The sequence below is a fragment of the Alistipes shahii WAL 8301 genome (genome assembly GCF_025145845.1).
Lineage (GTDB): Bacteria > Bacteroidota > Bacteroidia > Bacteroidales > Rikenellaceae > Alistipes > Alistipes shahii.
Genome location: NZ_CP102253.1, coordinates 3,752,163 through 3,765,228, shown reverse-complemented (window position 1 = coordinate 3,765,228; position 13,066 = coordinate 3,752,163). Strand labels below are relative to the sequence as shown.

Sequence of the window (13,066 nt, the reverse complement as noted above, 5' to 3'; positions counted from 1 at the left end):
AATCTGCGGATTACAGGATATTCAATACCTGTTCCTTGATCTTCTCCAGCTCGTCCTTCATCTTGACGACGAGAATCTGGATGTTCGGCTCGTTGGCCTTCGATCCCATCGTGTTGATCTCGCGGCCCATCTCCTGCGCGATGAAGCCCAGCTTGCGGCCTGCGCCCTCCTCCGAAGAGGCCACCTCCCGGAAGTAGTTGCAGTGGTTCGTGAGGCGCACTTTCTCCTCGGTGATGTCGAGTTTCTCGAGGTAGAAGATCATCTCCTGCTCCAGCCGGTTGCGGTCCACGTCGACGGCCAGTTTCGAGAGGTTGTCCAGAATGCGGGCCTTGACCGTTTCGGTGCGGGCCTTCTCGAAGGGCACGACCTCTGTTTTATATTGCTCGATCAGCTCCACGCGGCGCAACAGGTCGGCGATCAGGATGGCGCCCTCCTGCTCGCGGAACGCGTCGAGATGCGCAGCGGCAGCCTCCACGGCGGCGAGCAGCGCGGCGTGCTCCTCTTCGGAGATGGCTTCGGCCTCGGTCGCGACGACATCCGGAAGACGCATGATCACGGGCAGGATGGCGTCGTAGCCAGCGTCGATGCCCGAGAACGAAAGCGTGTCGTTCATCTGGCGGAGGTATTCGCGGAACACCTCGCGGTTGATGCGCGCCGACGTTTCGACAGCCTGCGACTCGACCGTGACGAAGACGTCGACCTTGCCCCGCTGGATCGTGCGGGCGATCAGGTTGCGGATCTCGTATTCCGACTGCCGGTAGACTGCCGGGAGGCGCAGCGAGAGGTCCAACTGCTTGGAGTTCAGCGAGCGGATCTCGACCGTGATTTTCTTATTCCGGAGTGCGGCCTCGCCTTTGCCGAAGCCGGTCATTGATTTTACCATGTGTACGGGAACTTGTAATTTTTCGGCAAAGATAGTGCAAGCCGAGCGCAAAAGCAAGTTTACTTGCATTTTGCCGGGGCGCAGCCTGTCCGAGCCGGGGTTTGTTCCCGGTAAAATTAACAAAAACAATCCGAAAAGAGGGGCGTTCTTCCTGCGGAGTGAAATTTATTTGGCTATCTTTGTATTTCTGAAATTTTTTTATTTATATTTGTGTTAGCAAACTAACAGTTAAGAGTCAGATCATTCAAATCACATACGAATTATTATGAAAAAGCACAACTTCAATGCGGGACCTTCCATTCTGGCGGACGAGGTCATCGAAAATGCGGCCAAGGCGATTCTCGACTTCAACGGATCGGGTCTTTCGCTGCTTTCGATCTCGCACCGGACGAAGGATTTCGACGACGTGATGGCCGAGGCCGACGTTCTTTTCCGCGAATTGCTCCACATTCCCGACAACTACAAGATCATCTATCTTGGGGGCGGTGCAAGTACCTATTTCTATGAAATTCCCGCCAACTTCCTGGGCAGGAAGGCCGGTTATGTGAATACGGGTGTCTGGGCCAAAAAGGCCATCAAGGAGGCGAAACGTTACGGCGAAGTGGAGGTGCTGGCTTCGTCCGAGGACAGGAACTTCACCTATATTCCCAAGGGGTTCGCCATTCCCGCCGACCTGGACTATGTGCATATCACCTCGAACAATACGATCTACGGCACGGAGTACCACGAGGACCTCTCGTCGCCCGTGCCCCTGATCGCCGACATGTCTTCGGACATCCTCTCGCGCCCGGTGGACGTTTCGAAATACGCCATGATCTACGGCGGCGCGCAGAAGAACCTGGCTCCCGCGGGCGTGGCGTTCGCCATCATCCGCGAGGATATGCTGGACAGGATCGTCCGCGACCTGCCGACGATGATGTCGTTCAGGACCCATGTCGAGAACAACTCGATGTTCAACACTCCTCCCGTGTTCCCGATCTACGTCCTGAAGGAGACCCTGAAGTGGCTCAAGTCGATCGGCGGCGTCGACGAAATCTACCGCCGCAACAAGGAGAAGGCCGCGCTGCTCTACGACGAGATCGACCGCAACCCGCTCTTCCGCGGTACGGTCGAGAAGGAGGACCGTTCGCTGATGAACATCTGCTTCGTGATGGCCGAGGGCTGCGAGGAGCTGGCTCCCGAGTTTATGGAGTTCGCCAAGAGCCGCGGCATGGTCGGCATCAAGGGCCACCGTCTGGTGGGCGGCTTCCGCGCGTCGTGCTACAACGCCCTGCCCAAGGAGAGCGTCGAGGCGCTGGTGGCCTGCATGCAGGAGTTCGCCGAGGCGCATAAGAAATAGCTCCGATGTGTCCGACCATCGTCCCGCTGATGCGGGAGACAAAAAAAGAACAGGATATTTATTTCACGTCATTGATCGAAACTATGAAGATACTGGTTGCAACGGAAAAACCCTTCGCCAAAAAGGCCGTGGACGGAATCCGTAAGATCGTCGAGGACGCCGGATACGAACTGGCGCTGCTCGAAAAATACACCGACAAGGGCCAGCTGCTCGAAGCCGTGGCCGACGTCGACGCGCTGATCGTCCGCAGCGACAAGGTGACCGCCGAGGTCATCGCCGCGGCGAAAAACCTGAAGATCGTGGTCCGCGCCGGCGCGGGTTACGACAACGTGGACCTTGCGGCGGCTTCGGCGCGGGGCATCGTGGTGATGAACACCCCGGGTCAGAACTCCAATGCCGTGGCCGAACTGGCGCTGGCCATGATGATCTTCATGTCGCGCAACCGCTTCACGCCGGGTACGGGTACGGAACTCCAGGGCAAAACCCTCGGCATCCACGCCTACGGCAACGTCGGCAGACTGGTGGGCCGCAAGGGCAAGGCGTTGGGCATGAATGTCGTCGCCTACGATCCGTTCATCGCCGACGGGGCGGTCTTCGAGGCCGACGGCGTGAAGAAAGTGGCTTCGGTCGAGGAGCTTTACCGGGTTTCCGACTTCCTTTCGCTGCACATTCCCGCCACGGCCCAGACCAAAGGCTCGATCGGCTACGACCTGATGATGTCGATGCCCAAGGGCGCGACGCTGGTCAACACCGCCCGCAAGGAGGTGATCGACGAGGAGGGCGTCGCGCGCGCTATGACCGAACGCGAGGACCTGAAATACATCACCGACATCGCCGCCGGCAATCAGGCCGAGCTGGACGAGAAGTTCGGCAAACGGGTTTTCGCCACGGCGAAGAAGATGGGCGCCGAGACCGCCGAGGCCAATGTCAACGCGGGACTCGCCGCCGCCAACCAGATCGTCGATTTTCTGAAGAACGGCAACACCCGTTTCCAGGTCAACAAATAGAAACCAACCGTGCGAAAAGGCGGGTGCGCATATCTCATATGACGGACCCGCTTTTTCGCCTTAAAACAACCGATGCATTATGGTTAGAATAAAACCTTTCCGCGCAGTCCGTCCCCCGAAGGAGCATGCCTCCGAGGTGGCTTCGCGCCCCTACGACGTACTCAACTCCGCCGAGGCGAAGGCCGAAGCCACGGAGCGTTCGCTGCTGCACATCATCAAGCCCGAGATCGACTTCGACCCCATCGCCGACGAGCATTCGCAGCCCGTCTACGACAAGGCGGTCGAGAATTTCCGCCGCTGGCAGTCCGAAGGCTGGCTGCGGCAGGACCCCGAGGAGTACTACTATATATATGCGCAGACGATGGAGGGCCGCACGCAGTACGGTCTGGCGATGTGCTGCCATTTCGAGGACTATCTCTCGGGGGCGATCAAGAAGCACGAGCTGACGCGTCCCGACAAGGAGGAGGACCGCATGATCCACGTCCGCAACCAGAAGGCCAACATCGAGCCGGTGTTCTTCGCCTATCCCGACGATGCCGAGATCGACGCCATCGTCGCCGACGTGGTGAAAAACAACGCCCCGGAGTACGATTTCACGGCTGCCGACGGCTTCGGGCACCAGTTGTGGGTGATCCGCGACCGGAAGACCAACGACCGTATCACGGAGATTTTCGCGGGCATCCCGGCGCTCTACGTCGCCGACGGACACCACCGCACGGCCGCCGCGGCGCGCGTGGGACAGGAGTGCCGCGCGAAGAATCCGAACCACACGGGCTGCGAGGAGTACTGCTATTTCCTGGCCGTGACCTTCCCGGCGGGCCAGCTCCGCATCATCGACTACAACCGCGTGGTGAAGGATCTGAACGGCCTGACGCCTGCCGAACTTCTCGAAAAACTCAACGAGTCGTTTGTCGTTGAGGACAAGGGGACGGAGGAGTACCGCCCCGCGGCGCTGCACAATTTTTCGATGTACCTCGACGGCCGCTGGTACAGCCTGACGGCCCGGCCGGGCACCTATGACGACAACGACCCGATCGGCGTGCTGGACGTTACGGTGCTGTCGAATCTGGTGCTGGACCGGATTCTGGACATCAAGGATCTGCGCACCTCGAAGCGGATCGACTTCGTGGGCGGCATCCGCGGTCTGGGCGAGTTGAAACGCCGTGTGGACAGCGGGGAGATGAAGGCGGCGTTCGCCCTCTACCCCGTCTCGATGCAGCAGCTGATCAACATTGCCGACACGGGCAACATCATGCCGCCGAAGACCACGTGGTTCGAACCCAAACTGCGGTCGGGAGTGGTGATCCACTCGTTCGACGAAAAATAATCGACGAGGGCCGCCTGCGGGCGGCTCTTTTTTTGCGGGAAACTTGCGGAATCCCGAACCGCCTCTGGGCCGGATTGCCGGCAGCTCCCCGTTCGGTGCCGTACGCCCGGGACGCGGGGCGGAAATAAATACGGTCCCGATCCGAAAGCCGGATGACGGCCGAACGGTTTTGTATGCAGGGAGTTCGCACGGGAACATGCGGATTTTCTGCTTTTTGTTTGTCGTTTATGCCGAAAGAAATGTTGCAATCCGAATCGTTTTTATCCGATTATTTATTATATTTGTAAGCAACTTAACAATATTAGGCGTTATGGCAAAAATCAAAGGAACAATCGTTGTCGACAAGGAGCGCTGCAAGGGGTGCGGGGTCTGTGCTTCGGCCTGTCCGTGCGACGTGCTCGCGCTGTCGGCGGAGGTCAACAGCAAAGGTTATCCCGTTGCGTGGATGGTCAATCCCGATTCCTGCACGGGCTGTGCCTCCTGTGCGGTGATTTGTCCGGATAGCTGCATTACGGTTTATCGTCAAAAATTCGAGTAAGCTATGGCAGAGAATGAAGTGAAACTGATGAAAGGCAACGAAGTGATCGCCCATGCGGCCATTCGCTACGGTTGCGACGGATATTTCGGATACCCCATCACTCCGCAGTCGGAGGTGATGGAGACCCTCATGGAACTCAAACCGTGGGAGACCACGGGCATGGTCGTTTTGCAGGCCGAGTCGGAGATCTCTTCGATCAACATGGTCTACGGCGGCGCATCGACCGGAAAACGGGTGATGACCTCCTCGTCCAGCCCCGGCATCAGCCTGATGTCCGAGGGGTTGAGCTACCTGGCGGGCGCCGAGCTGCCCTGCCTGATCGTCAATTGCCAGCGCGGCGGCCCGGGCCTGGGTACGATCCAGCCTTCGCAGGGCGACTATTTCCAGGCCTGCAAAGGCGGCGGCCACGGCGATTTCCACATGATCGTGCTGGCTCCCAACTCGGTGCAGGAGATGCACGACCATGTGTTCGAGGCGTTCGACCTCGCGTTCAAATACCGCAATCCGGCGCTGATCCTCGCCGACGGCGCCATCGGTCAGATGATGGAGAAGGTGGTGCTCGCACCCCAGCGTCCGCGCAAGACCGACGAGGAGCTGAAAGCCGAGTGCGGCGCGTGGGCCGCGCAGGGCAAACCCGCCGGCCGCGCGCGCAACATCGTGACTTCGCTCGAATTGCAGTCGGAGAAGATGGAAGTCATCAACAAACGGTTGCAGGAGAAATACAAGGCGCTGGAAGAGAACGAGGTGCGTTACGAAGCCATCGAGTGCGACGACGCCGACTACGTGATCGTGGCCTTCGGTTCGTCGGCCCGCATCTGCTCGGCGACGGTCGAAATGGCTCGCGCCGAGGGGCTGAAAGTCGGCCTGCTGCGTCCGATCACCCTCTACCCTTTCCCCAAGAAGCAGCTTGCCGAGATGGCCGCGCGGGGCGTCAAGGGATTCCTCTCGGCGGAACTCAACGCCGGGCAGATGGTCGAGGACGTGCGGCTGGCCGTCAACGGCAAGGCCCCGGTCGAGCATTACGGGCGTCAGGGCGGCATGATGTTCAACCCGGACGAAGTGCTCGACGCGCTCAAGGAAAAACTGATTAAAAAGTAGAAGACGATGGCAGAGGTTGAAAAGAAAACGGAGAATCTGGTTTACGCAAAACCGAAACTCATCACCGATAACGTCATGCACTACTGCCCGGGTTGCAGTCACGGCACGGTGCACAAGCTCATCGCCGAGGTCATCGAGGAGATGGGACTCGCGGAGAAGACCGTGGGCATTTCGCCCGTGGGCTGCTCGGTGTTCGCCTACAACTATATCGACATCGACTGGATCGAGGCGGCGCACGGGCGCGCGCTGGCCGTTGCGACGGCCGTGAAGCGGCTCTACCCGCAGAATATGGTCTTCACCTATCAGGGCGACGGCGACCTGTCGGCCATCGGTACGGCGGAGTCGATCCATGCGGCGGCGCGCGGCGAGAACGTCGTGGCCGTCTACATCAACAATGCGATCTACGGCATGACCGGCGGCCAGATGGCTCCGACCACCCTCTTGGGCATGAAGACCGCGACGACCCCCTACGGCCGCGATCCGCGGCTGAACGGCTATCCCTACAAGATCGCCGAGATGATGGCCCATCTGGACGGCGCGACCTACATCACGCGCCAGAGCGTGCATACGGCGGCCAACGTGCGCAAGTGCAAAAAGGCGATCCGCAAGGCGTTCGAGAATTCGATGGCCGGCAACGGTTTTTCGCTCGTGGAGGTCGTCTCGACCTGCAACAGCGGGTGGAAACTCTCGCCCGTGGCTTCGAACCAGTGGCTTGCCGAGAACATGCTGCCCTTCTATCCGCTGGGCGACATTAAAGATGTTAAAAAAGAGTAACGCTATGAAAGAGACGTTGATAATTGCAGGATTCGGAGGACAGGGCGTCCTCTCGATGGGTAAGATTCTGGCTTACTCGGGGGTGATGCAGGATTTCGAGGTGACGTGGATGCCCTCCTACGGTCCCGAGATGCGCGGCGGCACGGCCAACGTGACGGTGATTCTCTCCGACCGGAAGATTTCGTCGCCTATCGCCCATGAATTCGACACGGCGATCATCCTGAACCAGCAGTCGATGGAGAAATTCGAGCCGATGGTCAAGCCGGGCGGCGTGCTGATCTACGACACGAACGGCATCACGCGGCACCCCGTGCGCAAGGACATCGAAGTCTATGCGATCGACGCCACGGCCGAGTGTGCGAAGATGGGTCAGGCCAAACTGTTCAACACGATGATCCTGGGCGGTTACCTCAAGGTGCGCCCCGTGGTCGCGATGGAGAACGTGATGGTGGGTCTGAAAAAGTCGCTTCCCGAGCGCGCGTGGAAAATGCTTCCGGCCAACGAGGAGGCCATCCGCCACGGCGGCGAGATAATCCGCAAGCGGTGATTCAGTGACATATTTTATGAAGAAGGAGGCGCCCCCGTTGCGGGGGCGCCTCTCTTTGATATTACAAATCATCCATTGCTTTTCATGTAGATTGTATTCGTTGTTTTTAATCTTGTTTTATGGATTTTTCTTCTTTCGGCTGAAAGTCAATCTGATAGAATTTGAATTCCGGTTTGGTCATGGCTCCGGTCGCAGCGTCTATTCCCCATCCGAGTATGTTCAGCAGATTGATGACCGATACGGCGTTGAAACTTTTGTTGATGATAACCGTTTCCGTTGTATAGGCAGGCGATTCGGCTTTGACGACCGTTTCGTCGAAACCGCGTCTGATTTTGGTCGTGTAGGGGAAAGTGACATTGGTGTATTTGCGGCCGTCGATCGTAAGGGTCGCTTTTTCTGCGATGTCGCTGTCGAAGGTCACTTTTGCTTTCGATCCGCAAAAAACGGTGGCGCAGGAGGTCATCAAAAGAGATGAGCACAGGAATATTCCGAAATATTTCATTGTATGGTGAATATGTGCCGTGTCCCTGCGGCTGGGTTGGGTTAGGTACATAAAAAACGTGGGACATAACTTTTATCATCGCATATCGAGGTTCTGGAATACCTTGTGGCAATAATAGAAAGTGAAGCCCACGCCATAGACGTGAGCATCAACTTCACTTCTTTTGCCACAATTTGAAATTTTCCAGATTTCGATATGCAAAGACGCAAAGCTAACGCTTTTTATATGTATGCGCCGGGAATGCCGCGGCGCGGTTGGATCGGGATGGTGTTCGGTTTGTTATCTGACCATAGGCTACGGGTTTAGGGGTTCTTCACGCAAATATACAAATCTTTCCGGAGGAATGAAATCGGATGCCTTTTTATTTTATTCAGAAGTCCGGAAATGCCGTCCGCCTATCCGAAAAAGCCGTTTGTGTATACGCTTCCGTGTGCGGCGGGAAATCGGCGGATAACGTACCGGCAAATTCCGTATCTTGGAAAATGAATTCCGGCAGGGCATCGACTTTGCATGTCCGGGTATAAACTTTTAAAAACTCCGATTTATGGAAAAGAACGAACAGCAGATGCCGCGGCTCGGCGAGCCGGTTCCGGCATTCGAGGCCATGACCACCAAGGGGAAGATCAGCTTCCCGGACGATTACAAGGGCAAATGGGTGATTCTTTTCAGCCACCCTGCCGATTTCACCCCGATCTGCACCACCGAAATACTCACTTTCGGGGCGCGTACCGAGGAGTTCCGGGCGTTGAACTGCGAACTGGTCGGCCTGTCGGTCGACAGCCGCAACAGCCATATCGCATGGCTCAAGACCATCCGCGAGAAGATCGAGTACAAGGGCATGAAGGATGTGAAGGTCGGGTTCCCGATCATCGACGACGTTGCGATGAAAGTGGCGTCGCTCTACGGCATGATCCAGCCCGGCGAGAGCCAGACCGCCGCCGTGCGCGCCGTGTTCTTCGTCGACCCGAAGGGCGTGCTGCGGGCGATGATCTACTATCCGCTGGCTCTGGGCCGCAATTTCGACGAGATCAGGCGGGTTTTGGTGGGCTTGCAGACCATCGATGCCTTCGGCATCGCGCTGCCCGCCGACTGGCGTCCGGGCGACGAGGTGATCGTGCCGATGAAGGGCGACGATCAGGAGAAGGTTCCCGAAGGGGCGAAGTGCTACGACTGGTTTTTCTGCACCAAACCGCTGCCGAAAGAGGAGATCGGACGGAAACTCGGCGAGAAGGTATGACGCCCCTGCATTGCACGACAGAAGAGGCTTCCCGCGGGAAGCCTCTTCTGTCGTGTGCATTCGTATCTCTGCAATCCGGGGACGGTCGGCAAAGGCCGCTCCGCTCTATTCCCGGAAGCGGCATTGCTGTACGTCGCGCCACCCGAGGAGCAATTCGCGCACCGCGAGCCGTTTTTTGCCCGCTATTTGCAGTTCTCCGAGGGCGATCCATCCGTCGGCGCACGCCACGCGGATAAAGGTTCTTCCGTCGCTCTGGAGCGTGCCGCACGCCTCGCCGTGGACCGCGGCCTCGAACGACGCCGAGAAAATCTTGGCGCTCGACGCTTCGCCGTCGCCCTCGCGGTACATCTCGGTCCATGCCGCCGGATAGGGTGACAGTCCGCGGACGAAATTCACGATCTCGCGGCCCGGTTTTTCCCAGTCGATCCGGCAGTCCTCCTTGAAAATCTTCGGCGCCGGGCGCAGCGTCGCCTCGTCGATGTGCTGCTGCTCCACGGGCCGGATCTCCCCCGCCGCAATGCGGTCGACGGTTTCGGTTACGAGCGAGGTTCCCGTTGTCATCAGACGTTCGTAGAGCGTCCCGACGTTGTCTTCCGGAAGGATCGGAACCCGGATCTGCCCGATGATGCCGCCCTTGTCGATCTCGTGGTTCAGCAGAAACGTGGTGACGCCCGTCTCGGTCTCGCCGTTGATGATCGCCCAGTTGATCGGCGCGGCCCCGCGGTATTGGGGCAGCAGCGAGGCGTGGAGGTTGAAGGTCCCCAGCCGCGGCATGGCCCAGACGACCTCGGGGAGCATGCGGAAGGCGATCACGATGCCCAGGTCGGGCCGCAGCGCCTCGAGGGCCTCGACGAACTCCGGGGCTTTCAGCTTTTCGGGCTGCAATACCGGCAGACCCAGTTCCAGAGCCGCGATCTTAACCTCGCTTTGGTGTATTTTCTGTCCGCGTCCGGCGGGTTTGTCGGGCGAAGTCACCACGCCCACGACGTTGTAGCCGCCCCCGACGAGCGCCCGCAGCGACGGCGCGGCGAATTCGGGCGTGCCCATGAATACGATGCGAAGGTCTTTGGCGTTCATGCGTTATCTCTTTTCCAGTCCCAGCGTGTGGTGCATGCGCTCCTGCTTGGTCTCCAGATAGTGTGCGTTGTAGGGGTTCGGGGCGATGACGATGGGCACGATCTCGTCGATGCAAAGCCCGTAACCCTCCAGCCCGGCCCGTTTGAGCGGGTTGTTGGTCATCAGGCGCATGTGGCGGATGCCCAGCTCGCGGATGATGCTGGCGCCCACGCCGTAGTCGCGTTCGTCGGCCTTGAAGCCCAGTTTGAGGTTGGCGTCCACCGTGTCGAGACCCTCGTCCTGCAATTTGTAGGCGTGGATTTTGTTGCACAGCCCGATGCCGCGCCCCTCCTGATTGAGGTAGACGACGGCGCCCCGGCCTTCGCGGTCGATCATCTCCATCGCCTTGTGGAGCTGCTCGCCGCAGTCGCAGCGGTACGAGCCGAAGATGTCGCCCGTGGCGCACGACGAATGCACGCGCACCAGCACCGGTTCGTCTTCGGTCCACTCCCCTTTCGTCAGGGCCACATGCTCCACGCCGTTGGATTTCTGGCGGAACGGCGTGATCTGGAATTCGCCCCACTCCGTGGGCAGGGGCACCGTCACGCCCTTTTCGATGATCGACTCCTCGCGGAGGCGGTAGGCGATCAGCGAGGCGATCGAGATGATTTTCAGGTCGAATTTTTTTGCGGTCTCCAGCAGTTGCGGCAGGCGGGCCATCGTGCCGTCCTCGTTCATAATCTCGATCAGCGCGCCGGCGGGCTGCAATCCGGCCAGGCGGGCCAGGTCGATGGCCGCCTCGGTGTGTCCCGGACGGCGCAGCACGCCCTTGTCGCGCGCGCGCAGGGGATTGATATGTCCCGGGCGGCCCAGGTCGGTGGGTTTCGTTTCGGGGTCGGCCAGCGCGCGGATCGTCGCGGCGCGGTCGTGGATCGAGACGCCCGTGGTGCAGTCGTTGCCCAGCAGGTCGACCGTCACGGTGAAGGGCGTGCCCAGCAGTGAGGTGTTGTTCTCCTCCATCATGTTGAGCCCCAGTTCGTCGCAGCGTTTCTCCGACAGCGGGGCGCACAGCACGCCGCGGCCCTCCTTGAGCATGAAGTTCACGATTTCGGGCGTGATCTTCTCCGCCGCGACGATGAAGTCGCCTTCGTTCTCGCGGTCCTCGTCGTCCACGACGATAACGGGTTTGCCGATGCGGAAGTCCTCGATGACCTCCTCCACGCTATTGAGCACAGTCTCTTTTGCCATTTCGTTTGAGTTTTATTGCTTTCGTCAGTTTCTTGAATTGCGGAACCAGTTTCTCTTTCAGCGCCTTGAACTTTCCGGCGTACCAGTCCGTGTCGAGCAGCGCCGAGTCGTTGGTGGCCTTGTAGGTGAGGTATATGGCTATCGGCGTGAGGATGAAGGTCGAGAGCCACATGCCGTAGACGGCCTCCCAGTTACCCTCCTTGGCCAGTTTTTCGCCCGAGAGGCTGATCATGTAGTAGATCACGAAGAAGATCACCGACACCACCACCGGAAGCCCCAGGCCGCCCTTGCGGATGATGGCGCCCAGCGGCGCGCCGATCAGGAAGAAGATCAGGATCGACACCGGAAGCGACATTTTCTTGTGCCACTCGACCTTCGATCGGTAGAGCTGGTTGAGCGCCTCCTTGGCCGTCGATTCGTCGAATGCGAACATGTTGCGCGAGTTTTTGGCCAGCGTCCGCGCCTGGTTCCAGACACGTTCGCGTTCGCGCGTGGGCAGCATGATGACCGAATCCGTCGCCAGCAGGTCGCGGAAGTCCCGTTTGTCCACCTGCAGGCTGTCGGGCAGCGGCAGCACGGTGTTGTCGCGGGCGAAAATCTGCTCTTTCAGCAGCGGTTCGTAGGAACTCGTCGTGGCGGCGTTGACCTTGATCTCCAGCGAGTCGATGTCGTGCTGCAATTCGCTGATGTTCTTGGTCTGGCTGCTCGTGAACAGGTCGGCGTCGGTGCGTCCCATGGCGAATCCCGACATGGGGATCACCTGTTTTTGCAGGTCGAAGGTGTGGTGGCGCAGGGCGCTTTTCGTGAACCACTGGCTGTTGCGGGTCTGTTCGTAGGTCTCGCCGTGGAAGAGCGTCACCAGCAGGTATTTCTTGTCGTCCGACAGGCGGATATAGCCCGAGTCGGCCACGATGGTGTTCATGTTGCCGTTGGCGGCGCGGTTGTCGTAGATCAGCACGTCGTGCAGCAGGTGCGTGTCGGGTTCCTGGTGGCTCACGCGGATCGACATGTTGTCGATGCCGTTGAAGAAGAGCCCGTCCTGGAATTCGAGGGCCTGTTTCTGCTGCCGGATGTCGTAGAGCGTGCTGAATAGCTTCTTGTTGGCGTTCGGCACGAGGTTGTTGCCGATGAAGAAACTGCCGACGGAGACCAGGCTCACCAGAATGATCAGCGGCTTGGTGATCTGCACGAGCGACATGCCCGCCGATTTCATGGCCAGCAGTTCGTAGTTCTCACCCAGGTTGCCCATGGTCATAATCGCCGCCAGCAGCATCGAGAGCGGCAGCCCCATCGGGATCATGTTGGCCATGAAATAGGTCATCAGCTCGATGATGATGCCGGCGCTCAATCCCTTGCCCACCAGCTCGTCGATGTAGCGCCACACGATGTTCATCATCAGCACGAACATGACGATGAAGAACGTGAGGACCATCGGGCCGAGGTAGGACTTCAGAACGAGTCTGTGAATGGTTTTCATGCGGCGGATCGCAGTTTTTTGTTACGCAAAGAT

13 protein-coding genes are annotated in these 13,066 nt (G+C 59.0%); 8 read left to right on the top strand and 5 right to left on the bottom strand.

The window, feature by feature from the left end:
• Window positions 1-10 precede the first annotated feature (10 nt).
• Entirely contained in the window at window positions 11-871 is an 861-nt protein-coding gene (locus NQ492_RS15970) for a YicC/YloC family endoribonuclease (protein ID WP_015546226.1), read from the bottom strand.
• Between the two features lie 277 nt (window positions 872-1,148).
• Here NQ492_RS15970 and serC point away from each other — a divergent pair, with 277 nt between their 5' ends.
• The 7 genes from serC (at window position 1,149) to NQ492_RS15935 (ending at window position 7,513) form a co-directional block, all read left to right on the top strand.
• On the top strand, window positions 1,149-2,222 hold the full coding sequence (gene serC, locus NQ492_RS15965) for a 3-phosphoserine/phosphohydroxythreonine transaminase (protein WP_015546225.1): 1,074 nt from the start codon (window positions 1,149-1,151) through the stop codon (window positions 2,220-2,222).
• An 83-nt stretch (window positions 2,223-2,305) separates the two neighbouring features.
• The gene (locus tag NQ492_RS15960; protein ID WP_044054692.1) at window positions 2,306-3,229 is read left to right on the top strand and encodes a 3-phosphoglycerate dehydrogenase; all 924 of its coding nucleotides are present in this window, start codon (window positions 2,306-2,308) and stop codon (window positions 3,227-3,229) included.
• Between the two features lie 79 nt (window positions 3,230-3,308).
• The gene (locus NQ492_RS15955; RefSeq protein WP_022061116.1) at window positions 3,309-4,556 is read left to right on the top strand and encodes a DUF1015 domain-containing protein; all 1,248 of its coding nucleotides are present in this window, start codon (window positions 3,309-3,311) and stop codon (window positions 4,554-4,556) included.
• 310 nt (window positions 4,557-4,866) lie between these two features.
• Window positions 4,867-5,094, top strand: coding sequence for a 4Fe-4S binding protein (locus tag NQ492_RS15950; protein WP_015546223.1), 228 nt, complete (start codon window positions 4,867-4,869; stop codon window positions 5,092-5,094).
• 3 nt (window positions 5,095-5,097) lie between these two features.
• Complete coding sequence (locus NQ492_RS15945) at window positions 5,098-6,192, top strand: 3-methyl-2-oxobutanoate dehydrogenase subunit VorB (RefSeq protein WP_015546222.1); 1,095 nt, start codon at window positions 5,098-5,100, stop codon at window positions 6,190-6,192.
• Between the two features lie 6 nt (window positions 6,193-6,198).
• A complete protein-coding gene (locus NQ492_RS15940) occupies window positions 6,199-6,966 on the top strand; it encodes a thiamine pyrophosphate-dependent enzyme (RefSeq protein ID WP_015546221.1) in 768 nt (255 codons plus the stop codon).
• 4 nt (window positions 6,967-6,970) lie between these two features.
• Window positions 6,971-7,513 (top strand): 2-oxoacid:acceptor oxidoreductase family protein, encoded by a 543-nt coding sequence (locus NQ492_RS15935; RefSeq protein WP_015546220.1) that lies wholly within the window; start codon window positions 6,971-6,973, stop codon window positions 7,511-7,513.
• Window positions 7,514-7,619: 106 nt separating this feature from the next.
• Here NQ492_RS15935 and NQ492_RS15930 read toward each other — a convergent pair whose 3' ends face one another.
• Complete coding sequence (locus tag NQ492_RS15930; protein ID WP_118406326.1) at window positions 7,620-8,015, bottom strand: hypothetical protein; 396 nt, start codon at window positions 8,013-8,015, stop codon at window positions 7,620-7,622.
• Window positions 8,016-8,559: 544 nt separating this feature from the next.
• Here NQ492_RS15930 and NQ492_RS15925 point away from each other — a divergent pair.
• Window positions 8,560-9,252, top strand: a complete 693-nt coding sequence (locus NQ492_RS15925) for a peroxiredoxin (RefSeq protein ID WP_015546218.1) — start codon at window positions 8,560-8,562, stop codon at window positions 9,250-9,252.
• Between the two features lie 105 nt (window positions 9,253-9,357).
• Here the strand turns inward: NQ492_RS15925 and fmt are convergent, their stop codons facing one another.
• From fmt to NQ492_RS15910, 3 genes are read right to left on the bottom strand one after another with little or no spacing between them, the layout of a single operon-like run.
• A complete protein-coding gene (gene fmt / locus NQ492_RS15920; protein WP_015546217.1) occupies window positions 9,358-10,329 on the bottom strand; it encodes a methionyl-tRNA formyltransferase in 972 nt (323 codons plus the stop codon).
• A 3-nt stretch (window positions 10,330-10,332) separates the two neighbouring features.
• A complete protein-coding gene (locus NQ492_RS15915; protein WP_022061338.1) occupies window positions 10,333-11,556 on the bottom strand; it encodes a bifunctional 3,4-dihydroxy-2-butanone-4-phosphate synthase/GTP cyclohydrolase II in 1,224 nt (407 codons plus the stop codon).
• Entirely contained in the window at window positions 11,531-13,033 is a 1,503-nt protein-coding gene (locus NQ492_RS15910) for an LptF/LptG family permease (RefSeq protein WP_015546216.1), read from the bottom strand. Before NQ492_RS15910 ends, NQ492_RS15915 begins: the two co-directional genes overlap by 26 nt.
• Between the last annotated feature and the right edge of the window lie 33 nt (window positions 13,034-13,066).

Bases quoted from the DNA above. Each gene is read 5' to 3' on its own strand.
- NQ492_RS15970 (WP_015546226.1), bottom strand. From the start codon at position 871: ATGACCGGCTTCGGCAAAGGCGAGGCCGCACTCCGGAATAAGAAAATC.
- serC (WP_015546225.1), top strand. From the start codon at position 1,149: ATGAAAAAGCACAACTTCAATGCGGGACCTTCCATTCTGGCGGACGAG.
- NQ492_RS15960 (WP_044054692.1), top strand. From the start codon at position 2,306: ATGAAGATACTGGTTGCAACGGAAAAACCCTTCGCCAAAAAGGCCGTG.
- NQ492_RS15955 (WP_022061116.1), top strand. From the start codon at position 3,309: ATGGTTAGAATAAAACCTTTCCGCGCAGTCCGTCCCCCGAAGGAGCAT.
- NQ492_RS15950 (WP_015546223.1), top strand. From the start codon at position 4,867: ATGGCAAAAATCAAAGGAACAATCGTTGTCGACAAGGAGCGCTGCAAG.
- NQ492_RS15945 (WP_015546222.1), top strand. From the start codon at position 5,098: ATGGCAGAGAATGAAGTGAAACTGATGAAAGGCAACGAAGTGATCGCC.
- NQ492_RS15940 (WP_015546221.1), top strand. From the start codon at position 6,199: ATGGCAGAGGTTGAAAAGAAAACGGAGAATCTGGTTTACGCAAAACCG.
- NQ492_RS15935 (WP_015546220.1), top strand. From the start codon at position 6,971: ATGAAAGAGACGTTGATAATTGCAGGATTCGGAGGACAGGGCGTCCTC.
- NQ492_RS15930 (WP_118406326.1), bottom strand. From the start codon at position 8,015: ATGAAATATTTCGGAATATTCCTGTGCTCATCTCTTTTGATGACCTCC.
- NQ492_RS15925 (WP_015546218.1), top strand. From the start codon at position 8,560: ATGGAAAAGAACGAACAGCAGATGCCGCGGCTCGGCGAGCCGGTTCCG.
- fmt (WP_015546217.1), bottom strand. From the start codon at position 10,329: ATGAACGCCAAAGACCTTCGCATCGTATTCATGGGCACGCCCGAATTC.
- NQ492_RS15915 (WP_022061338.1), bottom strand. From the start codon at position 11,556: ATGGCAAAAGAGACTGTGCTCAATAGCGTGGAGGAGGTCATCGAGGAC.
- NQ492_RS15910 (WP_015546216.1), bottom strand. From the start codon at position 13,033: ATGAAAACCATTCACAGACTCGTTCTGAAGTCCTACCTCGGCCCGATG.